Annotated in this window: 20 protein-coding genes; 8 read left to right on the forward strand and 12 right to left on the reverse strand. The window is 33.2% G+C overall.

The window, feature by feature from the left end; genetic code table 11:
• Positions 1-37: 37 nt before the first annotated feature.
• The 8 genes from DMB68_RS09400 to tatA form a co-directional block, all read right to left on the reverse strand.
• Positions 38-3,754, reverse strand: coding sequence for an Ig-like domain-containing protein (locus tag DMB68_RS09400; protein ID WP_110346440.1), 3,717 nt, complete (start codon positions 3,752-3,754; stop codon positions 38-40).
• Positions 3,755-3,782: 28 nt separating this feature from the next.
• The gene (locus DMB68_RS09405) at positions 3,783-4,082 is read right to left on the reverse strand and encodes a DUF6916 family protein (protein WP_110346441.1); all 300 of its coding nucleotides are present in this window, start codon (positions 4,080-4,082) and stop codon (positions 3,783-3,785) included.
• 22 nt (positions 4,083-4,104) lie between these two features.
• Entirely contained in the window at positions 4,105-4,599 is a 495-nt protein-coding gene (locus DMB68_RS09410; RefSeq protein WP_110346442.1) for a GNAT family N-acetyltransferase, read from the reverse strand.
• Between the two features lie 13 nt (positions 4,600-4,612).
• A complete protein-coding gene (locus DMB68_RS09415) occupies positions 4,613-5,131 on the reverse strand; it encodes a phage tail protein (protein WP_110346443.1) in 519 nt (172 codons plus the stop codon).
• A 33-nt stretch (positions 5,132-5,164) separates the two neighbouring features.
• Positions 5,165-5,686: a phage tail protein gene (locus tag DMB68_RS09420; protein WP_110346444.1), complete on the reverse strand. Its 522-nt coding sequence runs from the start codon at positions 5,684-5,686 to the stop codon at positions 5,165-5,167.
• 22 nt (positions 5,687-5,708) lie between these two features.
• Positions 5,709-6,221, reverse strand: a complete 513-nt coding sequence (locus DMB68_RS09425) for a phage tail protein (RefSeq protein ID WP_110346445.1) — start codon at positions 6,219-6,221, stop codon at positions 5,709-5,711.
• 36 nt (positions 6,222-6,257) lie between these two features.
• The gene (locus DMB68_RS09430; RefSeq protein WP_110346446.1) at positions 6,258-6,926 is read right to left on the reverse strand and encodes a hypothetical protein; all 669 of its coding nucleotides are present in this window, start codon (positions 6,924-6,926) and stop codon (positions 6,258-6,260) included.
• Positions 6,927-7,164: 238 nt separating this feature from the next.
• Positions 7,165-7,341 carry a twin-arginine translocase TatA/TatE family subunit gene (gene tatA / locus DMB68_RS09435; RefSeq protein WP_110308155.1) on the reverse strand — a complete coding sequence of 59 codons (177 nt, stop codon included), beginning with the start codon at positions 7,339-7,341 and terminating at the stop codon, positions 7,165-7,167.
• Between the two features lie 209 nt (positions 7,342-7,550).
• Between tatA and DMB68_RS09440 the strand changes: the two genes are divergently transcribed.
• The 7 genes from DMB68_RS09440 (at position 7,551) to DMB68_RS09470 (ending at position 15,152) form a co-directional block, all read left to right on the forward strand.
• Positions 7,551-8,039 (forward strand): peptidase, encoded by a 489-nt coding sequence (locus tag DMB68_RS09440; protein ID WP_110346447.1) that lies wholly within the window; start codon positions 7,551-7,553, stop codon positions 8,037-8,039.
• An 11-nt stretch (positions 8,040-8,050) separates the two neighbouring features.
• On the forward strand, positions 8,051-9,535 hold the full coding sequence (locus tag DMB68_RS09445) for a GH3 auxin-responsive promoter family protein (RefSeq protein ID WP_110346448.1): 1,485 nt from the start codon (positions 8,051-8,053) through the stop codon (positions 9,533-9,535).
• 39 nt (positions 9,536-9,574) lie between these two features.
• Positions 9,575-10,180 (forward strand): hypothetical protein, encoded by a 606-nt coding sequence (locus tag DMB68_RS09450; protein ID WP_110346449.1) that lies wholly within the window; start codon positions 9,575-9,577, stop codon positions 10,178-10,180.
• 121 nt (positions 10,181-10,301) lie between these two features.
• A complete protein-coding gene (locus DMB68_RS09455; RefSeq protein ID WP_110346450.1) occupies positions 10,302-11,981 on the forward strand; it encodes a DUF6909 family protein in 1,680 nt (559 codons plus the stop codon).
• 68 nt (positions 11,982-12,049) lie between these two features.
• Positions 12,050-13,033, forward strand: coding sequence for a UDP-glucuronic acid decarboxylase family protein (locus tag DMB68_RS09460; RefSeq protein ID WP_110346451.1), 984 nt, complete (start codon positions 12,050-12,052; stop codon positions 13,031-13,033).
• Positions 13,033-14,385 (forward strand): exopolysaccharide biosynthesis polyprenyl glycosylphosphotransferase, encoded by a 1,353-nt coding sequence (locus DMB68_RS09465; RefSeq protein ID WP_110346452.1) that lies wholly within the window; start codon positions 13,033-13,035, stop codon positions 14,383-14,385. Before DMB68_RS09460 ends, DMB68_RS09465 begins: the two co-directional genes overlap by 1 nt.
• The gene (locus DMB68_RS09470) at positions 14,385-15,152 is read left to right on the forward strand and encodes a glycosyltransferase family 2 protein (protein WP_110346453.1); all 768 of its coding nucleotides are present in this window, start codon (positions 14,385-14,387) and stop codon (positions 15,150-15,152) included. The genes DMB68_RS09465 and DMB68_RS09470 overlap by 1 nt, the downstream gene beginning before the upstream one ends.
• A gap of 32 nt (positions 15,153-15,184) precedes the next feature.
• On the opposite strand, the gene DMB68_RS23660 is transcribed toward DMB68_RS09470, so the two are convergent.
• The 3 genes from DMB68_RS23660 to DMB68_RS09480 are packed head-to-tail and all read right to left on the reverse strand — an operon-like array spanning position 15,185 to position 17,057.
• Positions 15,185-15,367, reverse strand: coding sequence for a hypothetical protein (locus tag DMB68_RS23660; protein WP_231131633.1), 183 nt, complete (start codon positions 15,365-15,367; stop codon positions 15,185-15,187).
• 3 nt (positions 15,368-15,370) lie between these two features.
• Positions 15,371-15,706 (reverse strand): ORF6N domain-containing protein, encoded by a 336-nt coding sequence (locus DMB68_RS23665; RefSeq protein WP_231131634.1) that lies wholly within the window; start codon positions 15,704-15,706, stop codon positions 15,371-15,373.
• Between the two features lie 40 nt (positions 15,707-15,746).
• Positions 15,747-17,057 carry a phenylacetate--CoA ligase family protein gene (locus DMB68_RS09480; protein ID WP_110346454.1) on the reverse strand — a complete coding sequence of 437 codons (1,311 nt, stop codon included), beginning with the start codon at positions 17,055-17,057 and terminating at the stop codon, positions 15,747-15,749.
• A 134-nt stretch (positions 17,058-17,191) separates the two neighbouring features.
• On the opposite strand from DMB68_RS09480, the gene purD reads away from it, so the two are divergent.
• Positions 17,192-18,466 (forward strand): phosphoribosylamine--glycine ligase, encoded by a 1,275-nt coding sequence (gene purD, locus DMB68_RS09485; RefSeq protein ID WP_110346455.1) that lies wholly within the window; start codon positions 17,192-17,194, stop codon positions 18,464-18,466.
• Between the two features lie 42 nt (positions 18,467-18,508).
• Here the strand turns inward: purD and DMB68_RS09490 are convergent, their stop codons facing one another.
• Positions 18,509-18,739, reverse strand: a complete 231-nt coding sequence (locus tag DMB68_RS09490; protein WP_025571310.1) for a DUF6341 family protein — start codon at positions 18,737-18,739, stop codon at positions 18,509-18,511.
• Positions 18,740-18,759: the final 20 nt, after the last annotated feature.

The following is an 18,759-nucleotide window of genomic DNA, read 5'->3' on the forward strand; positions in this document are numbered from 1 at the left end:
AATTATAATTTCGGGTTCCTGAAAAACTAAATTTATTCTATTTCTGTATGATTAATTTTTGAGTTTTTATGTTACTGTCACTAATATTTTTAATAAAATAAGTGCCGTCTGATACGTTTTCTAAATTTAAAGTATTGAGTATATTTTCATGTAAATCAAATGATTTAATAGTTTTTCCTAAGCCATCTACTATAATATAATTCCCTTCGTACGGTGTAATAATATTTACGACTCCTTTGCTTGGATTAGGATAAATCTTAAATTCATTGCGTTCAAAATCATCAACAGCCAGACTACTTATAGTAACACAATTGGAAGTTACTGTACAATCTGCTAAAGTAATATCAACTTTATAATCTCCAATTGCCAATGCAGTATAAGACTGATTTGTTTCACCTGAAAGTAAAGTATTTGGACATTGGTACCATTGATAAGTTGCTCCTGACTGAGTAGCAGTCAATATATCTGAATTTTTGGTAACTGCAGTATTAATTGCTGAGGAGTAATTTATAGTTAAATTCAAAGTTTTGGTATCGCAACCAACAGTATTCGTATAAGTTCCTGATGTTGTATAAGTTGTACTATTTTCTGACCAGAAATAATTATCGCAGGCAGATACTGTTTGAGAAGATGATGTTGAAGGAGTTCCGGTAACTGTTTTTACCAACAATATGTCACTTGCACAATAAGCGGCTTCACAAGCTACACAATAAGTGGTATTATTTGCTGTAGGAGTAGCAGTTACAGATGCACCTGTTGCAAAACTGGTTCCACCTGTTATGGAAGTATACCAGGTAGGAGTAGTTCCTAATGGACAGGTAGCATTTAGACTTACAGTTGCTGTTCCCAAACAAGGAATATTTTCTGTGGTGTTTGTAAAAGTGGCATTCGCCGGTTTAATTGATGTAGTTGTAACATTAGAATTTACGGTTGTAAAATTCGTTCCGCTTACAGATGCCTGATTGGTTACAGCACATGTATTTACCGGTAGCGAATTGGCAGCATTTACGGTTGCACTAAAAGTGATTATAGTACTTTTTCCTGCAGGTAAAGTAAATGGACCTACAGTAATAGTTTCTCCGGATGTTATTTTTGCCGTATTATTATTTTTTGCAGTTGAAGTGTCTTCAGCTTTATTTTGAATTTCCGTTATTGAAGCTGATTCTTCTATTACAGGAGTTGGTGCAAATTTTGCGGCTGATGGATTGTCTGGTATTAAAGCTGTTCCTGATACTATTGTTCCTCCGCCTTGTTCGTCTATAGCTGTTCTTGATTCGGAATTATTAGAATTCCAAAAATTGGTAAGCGCTGTAGTTCTGTCGCCCGGCCCATTTGACAAAGCTGTTGTGCCTTGTAAAATTATCTGACTGTTTGCGCCTAACGAAAGAACATCAAAGGCTCCGGCAGCTAAACCAGTTACAGGGCTGTTGGTTGTATTGCCGCCTATGTTAGCCGCACTTATCAAAGTACTTGAAGCAATGTTTCCAATAGCAATTACCCCAACGTGAGCGTAAGCATTGGTTACCAGACTAATATTATTGTTTTTTATAGTAGCGTCTATACGGGCATTTCCTAATAAGCCATTATCATTCGATTCAGAAATAATACCATAGTTGCTGATGTTGGTAATGGTATTATTTAATATTTCTGTAATATGTTTAGCATTTCCATAAGCAGCAACAGAAATACCATTAGATACAGATGCTGTTCCACCGCCTTCAATCGTATTGTTATTGATTCGGCCTTTCATTGTTCCTGTACCCTGATTGCCAATGTTGCAGGTAAAGCTGCCATTAAAACTTGATTTTATGGTATTGTTGATTACATTATAGCTTACAGTTGATGTTCCGGTTGATTGTAACTCCAAACCATTACTGCCAGGGCTTGAAACGGCTGCATTTATTGTATTTCCATCAGCTAAAAGATTTCCCCCTACCTGAATATTATTTACAGAACTACCACCGAAATTTAATGATAAGCCATATGTTTTGGCGTTTGAAAAATCGTTTCCTTTTAAGGTTATCGTATTATTTGATGTTCCATAACCCTGAAAAATGAAATTACTTGCACCATTTGCCTTATTAAATGAATTTTTGAACTGACATCCGGTAACTGTTAAATTTAGTGTTGGGTTTGTAGATAATATACCATTGTAGCCATAAAAACCGCGACCCCATGAATCATTAACATTGGTATTTGTTATGGAACTGGTTCCACCAAGATTTAAAGCGTAAATACCACCAACTTCTGAACCTGCAGTATTGCTTCCGCAACCCGTCAGCGTACTGTTGGCAAGTGAAAAAGTAGTTACATTATTAATATTAATACCTGTTGCATTGTTAGTACCAGTAATGGAGATATTATCTAATGTAACTCCTGTAACTGTTTTTAAATGAATTGCTCCATTGCAATTGGAATTATCAACGGCTGGAGTGCTACAGGCACCGCCAGTATTTGCGTTTAAAAAGTTAATGTTTTTAAGTGTAACGTTTGTACAAGAAATAAATTCAGCTCCTCTGTTGATTATATTTTGAATAGTACCTCCAGATCCTGCAGTTGTCCCTATACCCGTAACCTGAAAACTTCCTGTTGAATTTGCTACAGATATTCCTTTTGAAGCTCCGTTTGCAGAGATACTTTTAAAAATACAATCTAAAACTCCTCCGGCAGCAATATTTACAGGTATAGCTGTTCCTCCTGTAATGGTTACATCTCTTACTTTTAAAGTTCCAACACTTGTACCAGCCATAGTTGCGTTAGTTCCGGTAAGGGTGATTCCTTCTACATCATTGTTTAATTTAAGATTTAAAACCGAAAAATTTGGACTTGTACCGCCAGTTGATGGTAAAGGATTACTGTAAGCCGGTACTGAAATTCCCAATATTGAAGTTAAACTTGCCGTTGCTCCCTGACCAATTAATTTTTGATTGTTTGATAAAGTTAATGCTGTACCGCTGCTTCCAGTACCTGTATAAACAAAAATAGAGGCTGTTGCTGAAACAGGGACTTCCTGTACCGTTTTAAAAGGGCTTGATAAAGTACCATTGCCACTTGTAGCAACAGAGCTGTTTACAAAAAAGATAGGTGCAGACACTGTAATGTTTACGGTTGCGATACTTGTTTTTCCGTTACTGTTAGTTAAAGTATAGGTAAAGCTGTCTGTACCTGAATAGCCTGAAGTAGAATTGTAAGTAAAAGAACCATTCGGATTTAAAACTGCTGTACCATTAGTCGGATTGGCCAAAATTGCTACCGTTAATGCTGTTACGTCAGGGCTAATATCATTTGCCAGAACTCCTGCTGCTGCATTAACAGTAATTCCAACATTTCCAATAGAGTTATAGTTATCATTTACTGCAATAGGAGTTACTTTTAATGAGCCTGGAACGTAGGTTAGATTAGCATCCAGAATATTCTGGAACGTTGTTCCTAATGCATCATCAGTACCACTATTTGTAAGTGTTAAAGTGAAATCAAGCTGTGAACCGGGTACGGCATTTCCGCCACCGTTTACGACTACAGCATTAGTTACACTAATACTTGCTGCAACCGCTGCATCAGCATTTGTTTTTTGCTTTGTTAGAAACGGTTTATCTATAATTTCAGCTGTCTTATTTACAGATTCTTTTTTAGGTTCTGTTAACTGTTTTGCTAATGGAGCAACAAAGTTTTCATTAATAAAACCGCTATATTTCATTCCAAAAGTTAAGAATCCAAGCAGTATTATAATAACTAAGAGTTTGTTTTTTTTCATTTTTTTTCAATTTAATGAGTTAGCATTATTAAGAAAAGACAGCTTCATATTTCATCCCCATATCATCAAAACCAAGCGGACTGAGGAATAATTGTAAATCACCTTTTTCAGGATGTACAATGGTAAAAATACCCTGTTCGTAATATTCATTTTTTTGATCTGTACGAAAAACAATAGAAAAGGGATTTCTTTCTAACGGCGAATAATTATTCAGTTTTGTTACTTCTATTAATTCCGCATCAAGCTGAACTTCATCTGAAATACTAATTGTAAATGCAGTATTAAGCAATGTATCAAAATCGTTTAAAGTAAGTAAAGCTATATCCATTCATTCTATTTATTATTTATCTTTATTCAGGACTCCATTCCATTAAATGGTAGACACCGTTTGTTTCACTTATTTTTATAAATCCTAATCTTTTATATAAATTCATGGCAGGATTAAAACTTTCTACATGAATACTTACTTTCATGTTTTCTTCAGAGGCTTTTTTAATAATTTCATTTAAAATTAAACTTCCGATATTTTTTTTTCGCCACTCCGGTAATAAAGTGATGTCTATAATTCTGAACCCTTTTTTTTCAAAAAAGAAATCAATATATAATCTTCCAATTACAATATTTTCTTTTTCAATTATATAAAATTTTGCACCGGTATAATTATTTTGATAATATTCATGCTGGGCAAAAAACTGCTGTTCAATAAAAAATTGTTTTTGTTCCTGGTTCCAATTGGTTCCTTGATCTAATTCTTCTGTTCTTGTACTTCCGTAAATTTTGCACAAAACAGGTAAATCATTATTTTGTATTTCACGAAGGTTTACATTTTTTATATTTAAATCCAATACAGATGATTTATTAACCTCTTGGAGGAAAAACCCCCTGAAGTGCTATACAAAAATTCATTGTTAAATAAGGCATCATATTGTTGTGTGGCAAACTGCCTCCTGTAGGTGAAATTGAATTCGCCCCCATTGTCACTGCTGCACCTACGGACGCATAAACTTTAACAGGATTACCACGTCCTAAGCTATTGTTTGCAGGAGTTGTAGACTGAGAATTTAAACTTGTAACAGATAGTTTATGACTATGTGCAGGTATTTCTGATTCTAGTAAAGTTACGGTTTCACTGCCTCCAGTTTCTCCTAAATCATGCAGTGATAATCCCGGACCCTGACCAGGATGCATAGGTGATCTGCCCTGCAGATCCGGCAATGCAAAATTAGATTGTCCGTTCCCTCCATACGTGGTACCTAATAATGAAAAAAGAGCTGTATTTTGAGAAAGTGGTAAAATTTGTCCGTTACAAAAAGCCCAGCCTCTTGGTGCAAAATTAAATCCGAAAATGCGTATTTCACTTACAAATGGATCTGCCATATCGAGATTATTTTATATGTTATTTTAATTAAATTAGGTTTGACTTGGAAAAATTCCAAACAATGAAATGATAAAATCAATACATAAATAAGGTTGAAAATTAGTATGAGGCTGACTACCGCCAATTGAACTAATCTCTGAAGGATCTAATGCTACTGTAGGACTTGCGGTCGAATATATTTTGTTTCCCGTAGCAGTGGTACTCAAATAAGCATCTGCAGGACTGGTACTATTTGCTAAATCTGTCGTAGCCAGTACAGCATGATTATGAGAAGGTATTTGCTGTGCAGTAAGCGTTATTTCTTCAGCACCTCCTGATTCGCCTAAATTATATGTAGTACCAGAACTTCCGGTACCAGTATGAATAGGAAGACGGCCCCGTAAATCTGGTAATTTAAAAGTTTCTTGTCCGTCACCACCGTAAGTGGTTCCAATTAATTGAAATAAGGTTTCGTTTTCTGAAATTGGCAATAATTGTCCTTCACAAAACATCCATCCTGCAGGAGCAAAATTACCAGCAAACATTCTGATTTCACCAACGTAAGGTTGTGCCATAATAGTTACTTTTTAAATGTTATTAATTAGGAGAAGGAAATATTCCTTGCAGAGCGATACAAAAAGTAAGCGCAAGAAAAGGCTGCATATTCAAATGCGGCTGATTACCACCGATATTAGAAATTAAAGCAGGGTTCATAGCAGTCAGATTTTGTCCAGAAGCATTGTAAACCTGATTTGGAGCTGTATTTCCTAATTTACTGGTGTCTAAAACAGGAATATTAGTACTCACTGCTTCATTGGTGTTAAACAAAGTATGTTTATGTGTTGGCAATTCATTTATTGTGAGGGTATGGGCTTCTTCTCCGCCTGTTTGGCCAAGTGTAAAATTATTTCCAAAATGAATTGGGGTTTTTCCTCGTAAATTAGGTAATGCAAAAGTGGTTTGTCCGTTGCCGCCAAAAGTGGTTCCTAATAAAGAAAACAGAGCCTGATTTTGATTTATAGGTAAAAATTGTCCATTGCATTGTGCCCATCCTTTTGGAGCAAAATTGAATGACATAATTCTGGTTTCAGCTAAAAATGGTTCTGCCATGTTGAGATATTTTAGATGTTTTTATTGAATATTTTGTTATACCAAAACTGAACTTTCAGTAAAGCTATGCAGCGATATTATTTCTTTTTGAAACACAATATGAGATCCTTCCTTAACAATAATTTCTGTTGAAGTCTGATCATAACAGAGCTGCGTTTTTAGAAACACACTCCCTCTTTTAGTTTCAAAACCATACGGATTTAACTGATTTACAGGAGCTGGAAATAAATAGTTCGTTAAATCAACACTAGTGTTTTTTGCCTTTAATTCTTTCATAGCTACTGTTATGGCTTCCAGATCAAATCCCGACAATGGCTTGAGCGAATTCCACTCTCCATTTGAATTTTTTCCAAAACACAACAAAACATCATCTAGTTTTCCTGTTCCGTTAACATGAAGATGCATTGGAAACATTTTTAACTGATTATCTGCAGAGCTGTAACAAAAATTTCCGGAAGGTCTGTATCCTGTTTTTTCCCAACTTAGACTTGCTTTTTTATAACAGTCTAAAAGTGCAGCATCTGCTAAAAAGACATCAGAAGAATTTGATTTTGAAAAATGAGATAAAACATTTTCCTCTTCTTTATTAGAATCCGAAAACGTATTAAAAGTATTTTGAGCTAGAAGCGAGCTTCCACAAATAAGAGTAGTAGCACCTACAAATCCAACATTTTTGATAAAATTTCTACGTGTTAAATCAATCATAATAAATGTTTTTATAAGTATAAATTTAAGATAAAATTATTAAAAACATTTATTAAAAACTAAAATAATGTTAAATATTAATTAAATAGTACAATAATCGATGATTTATTCCGTTGCTTGAAAGTTCATTCAAAGAAAAAACATATTGATTTTGCGGGTATTTTAATAAATTGACACAAAAAAACCCAACTAAAACATCTACTGTTTAGTTGGGTATAAATATTTCTTTAGAAGATTCTTATTTAACTTCTTCTTCTTCTTTTTTAGCAGCAGGCTGATCGTCTTTGGCTGCGTTTTTAAATTCTTTAATTCCGCTTCCTAGTCCTTTCATTAATTCCGGAATTTTTTTACCTCCAAAAAGTAATAAAACAACTGCCAATATAATTAGGATTTCTGTAACGCCAAATCTTCCCATAATAATAAAATTAATGCCGAAGCAATTTATATAAATTTTTGTTGCAAATGTATATAGAATATACGAACAACAAGAGTTTTTGGATTAAAATGTTTGTTTATGACAGCGTTAAATATTTTATAAAATAAAAAAATTAAGTATATTATATGAAATCTGACCCACACTAACAAATGTATTAATTGTTATATTTGCGACTATAAGTAACCGAAATGACAGGGAAAAAACATAATTTCAGAAAAAAATTATTTACCAAAAACCGATTGGTTATTTTGAATGAAGATACATTTGAAGAAATATTTTCGTTTAAACTTAATTTAATGAATGTGTTTGTTGTTCTTTCCTTAGGCGGAATTTTCTTAATTCTGATTACCACATTTATAATTGCTTTTACGCCTTTGCGCGAATTTATTCCAGGATACTCGTCTTCACAATTAAAAAAGAATGCTTTGGAATTAGCTATAAAATCGGATTCATTAACCACTTCACTCAGAAAAAATGAGGCCTACATTAAATCGATTCAAAAGGTACTGAACGGTGAATTAGAATATGCCAAATTTAATAAAGACTCAATTTTGGCCGAGTCTGAAGAAATTCAGGAAACCAATATGAATGCCTCTGAAGAAGAGATTAAGCTTAGGGATGAAGTGGCTAAAATAGAAAAAGAGTCGGGCGAAAACAAAGCAAATAAAAAGAAATAATACCACAGAAAATGTCAATTAAATCGATAGCAGCAAAAATATTTGCCCGAAAAATATACAAACAAACACTTTCCTGGTCTGAGAAGCCGGTTGAAACTCAGTTAAGGGTTTTTAAGAATCTGATCGAAAGTGCCAAAGCAACTGAATTTGGAAAAGACCATCATTTTGATGTGATAACAAAAATTGAAGACTTTCAAAAGAATGTTCCAATCCGGGATTATGAAGATCTAAAAACCTATATCGAAAAAGTAAAAACAGGTCAGGAAAATATTCTCTGGAAAGGTAAACCCATTTATTTTGCCAAGACTTCCGGAACAACATCCGGAGCCAAATATATTCCGCTTACAAAAGAATCAATGCCTTCGCATATCAATGCTGCGCGTAATGCGATTCTGCATTATATCAACGAAACCGGAAACGCTGATTTTGTCGACGGAAAGATGATTTTTTTACAGGGAAGCCCAATTTTGACTGAAAAACACGGAATAAATTTTGGCCGACTTTCCGGGATTGTGGCACACTTTGTTCCGAAATATTTGCAGAGAAACAGAATGCCGTCCTGGGAAACGAATTGCATTGAAGACTGGGAAACTAAAGTAAATGCCATTGTAGACGAAACCATTAAAGAAGATATGGCTGTAATTTCAGGAATTCCATCCTGGGTTCAGATGTATTTTGAAAAATTGCAGGAAAAAAGTGGAGGGAAAAAAATCAGTGAGATATTCAAAAACTTCAATCTGTTTATTTACGGCGGCGTTAATTATGAACCTTACCGTGCAAAATTTGAGCAGATGATTGGTAAAAAAGTAGACAGCATCGAATTGTTTCCGGCTTCAGAAGGTTTTTTTGCTTATCAGGATTCACAAAAAGAAAAAGGAATGCTTTTATTACTGAATTCGGGAATTTTTTATGAATTCATAAAAGCCGATGAATTTTTTACCGAGAATCCAAAACGATACACAATTGGGGAAGTTGAGGTAGGTATAAATTATGCTTTAATAGTTTCTACAAATGCCGGACTTTGGGGTTATAATATTGGCGATACGGTTCAGTTTACATCTCTGAAACCATATCGTGTCATAGTTTCAGGACGTATCAAACATTATATTTCGGCTTTTGGAGAACACGTTATTGCCAATGAAGTTGAAAACGCCATGAAAGAAGCTACAGTTGGAACCAATATTGTAATAAACGAATTTACCGTTGCTCCACAAATCACGCCTGCCAGCGGACTACCGTATCACGAATGGCTGATAGAATTTGAAAATGAACCAGAAAATATGCAGGCTTTCGCCGAAGCAATTGACGATTCAATGCGAAAACAAAACATTTACTACGATGATTTAATCACCGGAAATGTTTTGCAGAAAGTGGTTGTAACCAAAGTTTCAAAAAATGGTTTTCAGGAATACATGAAATCACAGGGAAAATTAGGTGGACAAAATAAAATCCCCAGGTTGTCGAACGACAGAAAGATTGCGGATAATTTGAAGTAAGGAATGACATTTTAGACGTATAGTTTGAATTAAAATCGAATGAATTTAAAAACAAAAGCAAAATATTTATTTCTTTATTTAGTACTTACTGCAATAGGTGTTTTGTTGGCCTTTAGATATTGGTGGACAGATCCATTAATTCTCTCAGGTTTAAATAAATTCACTATTGTTTTATTGTTTTCTGTCGGAATATGCTGGTTGGGTATATTATTTCTCAGTATAATGATAATTCGACTTTTAATTGTGAAGATTGACAACCATAAGTTCATTTCTCCATTAGATTTAACAAACAACAAATATTACGCTTCAGAAATAGGTTTAAAAAAAGCTAAAATATTCGGGAATGCAATTGCTTTTATTGGATTTCCAATGTTATTTTTGACAATTTTTTTGTTTAGGTTTTTAATAGGAATTTACGAAACTCATGAACTGGCAACAAATGGAGTTATTGAAAATATTGTTATAAAAAAATTAAACAAAGACATCAAAAAAAATAGTTATGCTTTTATTGAATATGGAAAAGGAAAGCATTCAGTAAATATTCAATCGGACTATTTAAGATTGAATGATACTATTAAAATTATTTATTCGAATAGAAATCCAAATATTGTAAAATTTTTTAATGAATATAAAGAAAACGAGTAACTTAAGTTTTCTAACAATTTGTTAAATGCTGCTTTACTAAAGTCTTATTTAAAATTCATACTTTAGTCTATTGGAAACTCTTTTCATCTTCAATGTTTGAAGATTTTTAAAATAAAACCACATGAAAGAAACTAAACATATATCAAGATCAAGAGCACAGGAATCATCAGCTGCAATTGAGAAAATGTACATAACGATGCGCCATTTATTCAACCGTGGTTTTTACAAACCAATGGGAGTTTCTGGTGATAGCTTACGCGAATCTTTATTGGCATTGCGTCCTGAAATTTACGGAAATATTGCTGAGGAAAAAGTAGAATTAAATGGACTTTTATACGTTATTGAGCGACTTCCGATAGGGATTGAACAATGCCGGTTCATCAATTTAACTTCAGATGAGGGGTATTCTAAATCGCATTTCCAACCGATTGTTCCTCCAAAAAGAAGAAGAAACTGCTACCGAATTGACGAAGAACAAATGAATGTCGAAATCACACGTGGTCGATCAGACATTTATGATATCCTGACGCATTTGACATTTATCTTTATCGAATCACATAAAATCAAAAACAGAATTTTAATTGATGATGGTGGAGAAGTTTCACGTGACTGGCTGAAGTTAGAACAAGCGATTTTGCAAACCAAAAAATTATCACAAGTAGAAAAAGAAAAAGCAATTTCACATGTTGCCAATATCTTAGCGCGAACGTTTGAAGAAGTTCTGGATATCTACGATGCTTTTGGTTCTGAAAATGCTCCTGATCGTTTTCTCCATGTTATTTACTGGCTTGGAAAATTAGCCATTGAAGAAATGATCGATAACAATAAAAGAACTATAACTTTCAGTCCTGTTTTAAGAGAACGATTAGGACATCATATTCACGGAGAAATCTGGGCAACAAATATCAAAGAAGTTTTAAAAGCAAATAATCTTTTAAAGAGACCAATTCATATCATTAGTGCCAACATGCACAGCGTAATGAATTCTATTTTTGCAACGCCGTTGTTGAAAACTAAATTCAAAGACAAATCGGATTTCTTTATTTACGAAGAGTTAAGCAAATCAGCAGCTAAGGAAACCAGAAACATTGTGGAAGAATTGGCTATAAAAAACGGAATGATTTCTTTGCCTGACACATCCGGAACGAATATCGATGTTCAGATTTTTGATACGGCTAAAATTGACTGGTCAAAAACAGCATTTTCGTATGCAAATGTAGGGGAAGAAAAACCAGTTATAATTGTAATGGATTATGCTTTTGGGGAACAGGCCTATGAAACCATAGATGAACTTTTGAAACCGTATAAAAAAGATACTTTATTGAATGTAAAATCAGTTTCAATAATGGGCAAGGCGGGGATTCTGGAAGGTGGAAAAGGAGATATCATGATTCCGTCAGCGCATATAAACGAAGGAACTGCCGATAATTATTTCTTCGAAAACGAACTGACAGGCGCCATGTTTGAAGGAAACGACATTGCTGTTTTTGAAGGTGCTATGGTGACGGTTTTAGGAACCTCTTTGCAAAACAGGGAATTACTGAAATTTTTCCATGAATCAACCTGGGGTGTAATTGGCCTTGAAATGGAAGGCTCTTACTACCAGAAAGCAATACAATCTGCCTCAAAAATCAGAAAAAGTGTTCCTCATGATATTAAAGTGCGATACGCATATTATGCTTCAGATAATCCTTTAGAAACCGGAAGCACACTAGCTTCAGGAGGTTTAGGAACAACAGGTGTAAAGCCAACTTATTTAATTACGATTAAGATATTGGAGCAAATTTTAAATCTTAAATAATCAATTCATAACAAATAGTCATTTTATAGAATTGAAAAAAGTAAATTTGCTTCCGGAAACAAATTAATATGAAAAGAATACTTATTACAGGTGCCGCAGGATTTTTAGGATCACATTTGTGCGATAGATTTATCAAGGAGGGTTATTATGTTATCGGAATGGATAATCTGATTACCGGAGATCTTAAAAATATTGAACATTTGTTCAAATTAGAGCATTTTGAGTTTTACCATCATGACATTACAAAATTTGTTCATATTCCGGGAGAATTAGATTATATTTTGCACTTTGCTTCGCCTGCAAGCCCAATAGATTATTTAAAAATTCCAATCCAAACCTTAAAAGTTGGATCTTTAGGAACCCACAATTTATTAGGATTGGCTCGTGTCAAAAAAGCAAGGATTTTGATTGCTTCAACTTCTGAAGTATATGGAGATCCTTTAGTTCACCCACAAACAGAAGAATACTACGGAAATGTAAACACAATTGGGCCACGAGGAGTTTACGATGAGGCCAAACGTTTTCAGGAATCAATCACAATGGCGTATCATACTTTTCATGGGGTCGAAACCAGAATAGTTCGTATTTTTAATACCTACGGTCCAAGAATGCGTCTTAATGACGGCCGTGTAATTCCGGCTTTTATAGGGCAGGCACTTCGTGGAGAAGATTTAACCATTTTTGGAGACGGAATGCAAACCCGCTCATTTTGTTATGTAGATGATCAGGTCGAGGGAATCTTCAGATTATTGCATTCAGATTATGTATATCCGGTAAATATTGGAAATCCGGACGAGATTACAATCAAAGATTTTGCTGAGGAAATTATAAAACTTACGGGGACTAATCAAAAAGTAGTGTACCATCCATTACCAATAAATGATCCTTTACAGCGTCAGCCGGATACATCCAAAGCAAAAGAATTATTGGGCTGGGAAGCTAAGGTAAACAGAGCTGAGGGAATGAAAATTACCTATGATTATTTTAAATCGCTGTCAAAAGAAGAGCTTTCAAAAGAGGAGCATAAAGATTTTTCAAATTATATAAAATAATGCGGACAAAAACAGGAAAATATTCAGGCTATATCCGTCCGTTCTCCTATTTGATTGATTTGCTTATTATCAATTTTTTTGCGGTTTATATTGCACGTTTTCCTGTCGATAATATTTTATTTTTATTTGTATTAAATTTAGGCTGGATTGGGATTGCTTCAGATTTAGGTTTTTACGAAGTATATCGTTATACTAAAGTTATAACGATTTTAAATTGTGCCTTAAAACAAGCCTGTTTATTTGGATTTGTTGTTTTTGCACTGGCATTCTTTTATGCTGATGAAACCAGTTTTAGAACTTTATTGTTTTATTTATGGTTTATTTTTATTCTGATTTTATTCATAAAATTTTCAATCTATTATTTTCTTCAGACATATAGAGTTGTTTATGGAGGAAACCATCGAAGAGTTGTTTTGTTTGGTAACAAAACAAGTACTGCTCCGTTAAAACATTTTTTTACAGAAAATCCTGATTATGGATATGAATTGATCCATGTTTTTGAATTCGAAGAAGTAAAACCAGAACATATAGTACAAATGCTTGAATTCGTTCTGAATAGAGGAATGGATGAAATGTATTGTTCAACGATTGGTTTGTCTCAGGATCAGATGAATGAAATTATTGATTTTGCGGATAGTAATTTAAAGACATTGAAATTCATACCGGAAGGAAATCAAATATTTTTTAGAAATTTTATCTTAGAATATTATGATTACATTCCTGTAATTGCACTTAGAAGTATTCGATTAGATGAAAATTTGTATAAAATAATGAAACGAACTTTTGACATTATTTTTTCAATAGTAATCATTTTAGGAGTACTTTCATGGGTACTTCCAATTCTGGGAATTTTAATAAAACTGGAATCAAAAGGACCTGCTTTATTAAAGCAGAAACGTAATGGACTTAATAACAAGGAATTCAATTGTTATAAATTTCGATCAATGGAAATGAATGATGAAATCTATACAAATCAGGTCTCTAAAAATGACCCGAGAGTTACTAAAATTGGAAAGTTTATCAGAAAAACCAGTATTGATGAACTGCCTCAGTTTTTAAATGTTTTGATTGGAGATATGTCAGTAGTTGGCCCCCGGCCGCATATGGTAATTTATAATCAGGAATATGTACTTAAAGTAGATAAATTTATGGTACGTCATTTTATAAAACCAGGCATTACCGGTTTAGCGCAGACAAAAGGTTTCAGAGGAGAAATCGAAACGGATTATGATATTATAAACCGTGTAAAATATGATATTTTTTATATCGAAAACTGGTCAATTTTATTAGACTTGAAAATTATTATAATTACGATTTACCATATTATTAAAGGTGATGAAAAAGCATATTGATGAGTGAGTTAGTTTCTATCATAACACCTACATATAATGCCGAAAAATACATTCGGGAAACGCTGCAATCTGTAGTGAATCAAAGTTATCAAAACTGGGAAATGATTTTGGCTGATGATGCTTCAACAGATAATACAGTTGCAATAATTGAAAAATTTGCTCAAAAAGACAGTCGAATAAAATTGTTTAAATTACCAGAAAATCGAGGAAACGGTTTTGCCAGAAACGCCGCATTAGAAAAAGCAAGTGGAAAATATATTGCCTACTTAGATGCCGATGATTTATGGTTTCCCGAGAAGTTAGAAAAACAAATACAATTTTTAAAAACGAATCATCAGCATTTTACTTTTAGTTTTTACGATTCAATTGATGAAGAAGGAAATAATTTAAACAGAAGAGTTGAATCACCAAATCCGTTAACCTATAAACAATTGTTTTTTTGTAACTATGTAGGCAATTTGACAGCAATTTATGATGCAGATTATTTTGGAAAAATTATTCTGGAAACGTCACAAAAAAGACAAGACTGGAGAATATGGCTTACAATTTTAAAACAAATTAAAATTGCAAAACCATTCCCGGAATCTTTGGCATTTTACAGAATAAGGGAAAACTCCGTTTCATCCTCAAAATTCAAACTGATCAAACACAATTTTGGTGTTTATCGAGAATTTCATGAATTTAATTTTGTGTTTTCTGTTTTGTTGATGGCTCGATTTTTATTCACACAGTTAATTATAAAGCCTCGATATATAAAGAATATTTAGGAATCTTGGAAGTCGCAATTTGTGACCTCCAATTATTTTTTATATCCAATTTTTACTCTTTCGTTTTCTTTTTTCTCAGTCAATTCATCCAAATAGGAGAAAACCAATTCTATATTTTTATCATGATTCTCCAATTTCTTTTGAATCTGTAGAATATCAACTTTAATTTCAGTTGTATCCAAAAGCATTTGTCTCACTTTGGTGAAAATACGCATAATTTAAATATTGGTTTGAATTGCTTTGTCGCTTTTTAAAATGCTTGAAAGCATTAATATACCATGTTCGGTAAAAGCCATCGGAGCATAACGTAAACCCATCTTGTCAGAATTGGAGGTCACAATTTGTGACCTCCAATTTTCAAACTCTGATTTAGTAAGTTCAAACATAAAATCTTCAGGAAATCTGGAAATATTTCTTTTAACAGATTGTTTTAAAACTTTAGTCTCTATTCCATAAAGTAAGGCAAGATCACGATCAAGCATCACTTTTTGACCACGAATAAAATATATTTTATCAGAAATTGTTTCTTCAGAAAGTAAAGGTTGATCGTCCATAAGTTTTTAATTGAAAAACAAATGTAAGATTTTATTTATTTTAAATATAAGATTTAAACTGTTTTAGTTTCCCACGATTGGTTCTTTCTAAAACTAATTTTCGGGTAAATGTAAAATTCAAATTGGGTTCGAGATACAAATAGATGGCTTCTCTTATACTTTGAATTTGTTTTGAAGTTAAACCTTTTTCAGCAACATATTCAATTTCAAAAGTATCTAATTTGGTTTGTTTGATGATAAATTCTTTCACGTTTCCATCGTCTTCAATAATACTTTTGGTTACATAATAGAACGTCAAACCTGGGGATTTTTTCCCGCTTGGAAGAATTGCAACATCATTAGTTCTTCCAATTAATTTTTTCAGAATTGGTTTTTGCGGTGTGCTTTTTTCATCCAAAATTCCAATATCTCCAATTTCATATCGAATAAAAGGGTTTGCTTTGTTGAATAAGGATGTAATCACAATTTTTCCTTCTGTTCCATGTGGAACAGGATTATTGTTTTCATCTAAAATCTCCACAAAAAGCGTTTCTGCATTAATCTGCCATTCGCCTTGTGGATTTTCAAAAGCAATCAAATCCAATTCAGATGCACCGTATTCACTAATGATTGGAATTCCGAATTGTTTTTCAAGCAGTTTTTTATCTGTTTCAAAAAGCATTTCCGAAGTAACAAAACAAGCTTTTAGAGTGGGACAAATTTGATTTAAAAAAATATTTTTCTGTTCTAAATATTTAGCAAATAAAACAATAGAACTGGTGTATCCGTTGAGGTAATCAAATTTTTTGGTTTTGAATTTCTGCAGAAAATTTTCCAGAATTTCATCAGATAAATCAAAAACCGGAAAACGATAACGATGCGTTAAAAAATCCTTGAAACGTTCTTTTTGATATCCAATAAAATCCATTGGAATTCCATAAAATCGTGCCTGATACGAATGATTAAAATCAATTCCGAACCATCCAAAACGCATAATATTTGATGCCCATGTTAAGGCGTGCGAATATTTATCTTTAGCAAAAACAAAAGGCGTTCCGCTTGATCCGGACGTTTTGTTGAGGTAAATATTTTTTTTGGAATACCCTTTTGAAAGTCTTTCTTCAAGTGGTTTTTGTAAATTTTGTTTGTTTAAAACCGGAAGATTTTCCCAACTTTGAGCTGTTGTATTTCCTGCTAATTCGCTGTAAAATGAATTGTTTTTGAGATGAAAATCAACAATCTCTGCTTTTTTGTTTTCAAGAAATGAAGCAAATTCTTCTTTAGAAAAATGAACAATTTTATCCAATTCAGCTTTGGCTTTCTTTATCGGAAAACCATTTAATTGAAGCGAAATATCAAAAAGGCGAATCATTTTCAGCATAATTTTCGTCAAAAATAATGTTTAGGAATTACTAATAGGGCAGTACCAGCAACTTTTTAAAGATTTAATTATTTTTTACGTACAAAAGCAAGTATTTTTGCACCACAACTAAATACAACTACACCATGACAATTTTACTATTGGGATCAGGCGGAAGGGAGCATGCATTTGCATGGAAAATGACTCAGAGTCCGCTTTGCGAAAAACTTTTTGTAGTACCTGGAAATGCAGGAACTGCTGCAATTGCCGAAAATGTTGCAATTTCTCCAACAGATTTTGAAGCCATAAAAGCATTAGTACTTAAAGAAAATATAAGTTTAGTAGTCGTAGGACCTGAAGATCCATTGGTAAAAGGTATTTACGATTATTTTAAAAATGACGAAAGTTTAAAATACATCCCGGTTATTGGACCATCAAAATTGGGTGCACAATTAGAAGGAAGTAAAGAATTTGCAAAAGAATTCCTGATGAAACATAACATTCCAACTGCTGCTTATGACAGTTTTACTGCCGAAACAGTGGAGAAAGGATGCGAGTTTTTGGAAACTTTAGAGCCACCATACGTTTTAAAAGCAGACGGATTAGCAGCAGGAAAAGGAGTTTTGATTATTCACGATCTTGAAGAAGCAAAAACAGAATTACGCAATATGCTTGTTCATGCTAAATTTGGAGCAGCAAGTTCAAAAGTTGTTATTGAAGAATTTTTGGACGGAATCGAATTGAGCTGTTTCGTTTTAACTGATGGGAAAAATTATAAAATTCTTCCAACAGCAAAAGATTACAAAAGAATTGGAGAAGGAGATACAGGTTTAAATACAGGAGGAATGGGAGCCGTTTCTCCGGTTCCTTACGTAGATGCTGTTTTGATGGAAAAAATTGAAACCCGTATTGTAAAACCAACAATCGAAGGTTTCCAAAAAGACGGAATTGAATACAAAGGTTTTGTATTTATTGGTTTGATCAATGTGAAAAATGAGCCAATCGTTATTGAGTACAATGTGAGAATGGGAGACCCGGAAACTGAAGTTGTGGTTCCAAGATTAAAATCAGATTTAGTGGAATTATTTTTGTCTGTTGCAGATCAGAAATTAGGCGATTTTAATTTAGAGGTTGACCCTAGAAGTGCTACAACCGTAATGTTAGTTTCTGGTGGATATCCTGAAGATTTCGAAAAAGGAAAAGTGATTACAGGTTTAGAAAATATTACAGATTCGATAGTTTTTCACGCAGGAACAAAATTAGATGGCGAAAATGTCGTTACTAATGGAGGGCGTGTAATTGCAGTAACATCATACGGAGATAATTTCCAGGAGGCCATAAAAAAATCTTACCAAAACATAGATAAACTAAGCTTTGATAAGATGTATTTTAGAAAAGATATCGGCTTCGATTTAATTTAAAAATAAATTTCACCAGCCCTTTTTAATTAAAGGGTTTGGTTTTTATTTTAAAAATGAATGAGCTGTTGTATCCTGGTTTTCTGTTCCGGCATCATCAAAAATGCGTAATTGTTTAATCCAATATACGATTGCTGCAGAACAGATAATCATGAAAATCCAGTTGATAGTGTTTGCACCAAACCATGTAATCAATTCCAAACGACGTAAAAAGTCAAGTGGAGCAAACAAAATGTTAACAAATAAGTATTGAATTCCTTCGAAAAAAGCTGTCATAATTTATAAAATTATATGTT

It is taken from the genome of Flavobacterium hydrophilum (assembly GCF_003202405.1).
Classification (GTDB): Bacteria; Bacteroidota; Bacteroidia; order Flavobacteriales; family Flavobacteriaceae; genus Flavobacterium; species Flavobacterium hydrophilum.

What these genes read in the sequence shown, in the direction of transcription:
- DMB68_RS09415 (WP_110346443.1), bottom strand. Translation starts at nt 5,131, where the DNA reads ATGGCAGATCCATTTGTAAGTGAAATACGCATTTTCGGATTTAATTTT.
- DMB68_RS09440 (WP_110346447.1), top strand. Translation starts at nt 7,551, where the DNA reads ATGACAGGGAAAAAACATAATTTCAGAAAAAAATTATTTACCAAAAAC.
- DMB68_RS09455 (WP_110346450.1), top strand. Translation starts at nt 10,302, where the DNA reads ATGAAAGAAACTAAACATATATCAAGATCAAGAGCACAGGAATCATCA.
- DMB68_RS23660 (WP_231131633.1), bottom strand. Translation starts at nt 15,367, where the DNA reads ATGCGTATTTTCACCAAAGTGAGACAAATGCTTTTGGATACAACTGAA.
- DMB68_RS09420 (WP_110346444.1), bottom strand. Translation starts at nt 5,686, where the DNA reads ATGGCACAACCTTACGTTGGTGAAATCAGAATGTTTGCTGGTAATTTT.
- purD (WP_110346455.1), top strand. Translation starts at nt 17,192, where the DNA reads ATGACAATTTTACTATTGGGATCAGGCGGAAGGGAGCATGCATTTGCA.
- DMB68_RS09430 (WP_110346446.1), bottom strand. Translation starts at nt 6,926, where the DNA reads ATGATTGATTTAACACGTAGAAATTTTATCAAAAATGTTGGATTTGTA.
- DMB68_RS09470 (WP_110346453.1), top strand. Translation starts at nt 14,385, where the DNA reads ATGAGTGAGTTAGTTTCTATCATAACACCTACATATAATGCCGAAAAA.
- tatA (WP_110308155.1), bottom strand. Translation starts at nt 7,341, where the DNA reads ATGGGAAGATTTGGCGTTACAGAAATCCTAATTATATTGGCAGTTGTT.
- DMB68_RS09425 (WP_110346445.1), bottom strand. Translation starts at nt 6,221, where the DNA reads ATGGCAGAACCATTTTTAGCTGAAACCAGAATTATGTCATTCAATTTT.
- DMB68_RS09465 (WP_110346452.1), top strand. Translation starts at nt 13,033, where the DNA reads ATGCGGACAAAAACAGGAAAATATTCAGGCTATATCCGTCCGTTCTCC.
- DMB68_RS09490 (WP_025571310.1), bottom strand. Translation starts at nt 18,739, where the DNA reads ATGACAGCTTTTTTCGAAGGAATTCAATACTTATTTGTTAACATTTTG.
- DMB68_RS09445 (WP_110346448.1), top strand. Translation starts at nt 8,051, where the DNA reads ATGTCAATTAAATCGATAGCAGCAAAAATATTTGCCCGAAAAATATAC.
- DMB68_RS09480 (WP_110346454.1), bottom strand. Translation starts at nt 17,057, where the DNA reads ATGATTCGCCTTTTTGATATTTCGCTTCAATTAAATGGTTTTCCGATA.
- DMB68_RS09450 (WP_110346449.1), top strand. Translation starts at nt 9,575, where the DNA reads ATGAATTTAAAAACAAAAGCAAAATATTTATTTCTTTATTTAGTACTT.
- DMB68_RS09400 (WP_110346440.1), bottom strand. Translation starts at nt 3,754, where the DNA reads ATGAAAAAAAACAAACTCTTAGTTATTATAATACTGCTTGGATTCTTA.
- DMB68_RS09460 (WP_110346451.1), top strand. Translation starts at nt 12,050, where the DNA reads ATGAAAAGAATACTTATTACAGGTGCCGCAGGATTTTTAGGATCACAT.
- DMB68_RS23665 (WP_231131634.1), bottom strand. Translation starts at nt 15,706, where the DNA reads ATGGACGATCAACCTTTACTTTCTGAAGAAACAATTTCTGATAAAATA.
- DMB68_RS09405 (WP_110346441.1), bottom strand. Translation starts at nt 4,082, where the DNA reads ATGGATATAGCTTTACTTACTTTAAACGATTTTGATACATTGCTTAAT.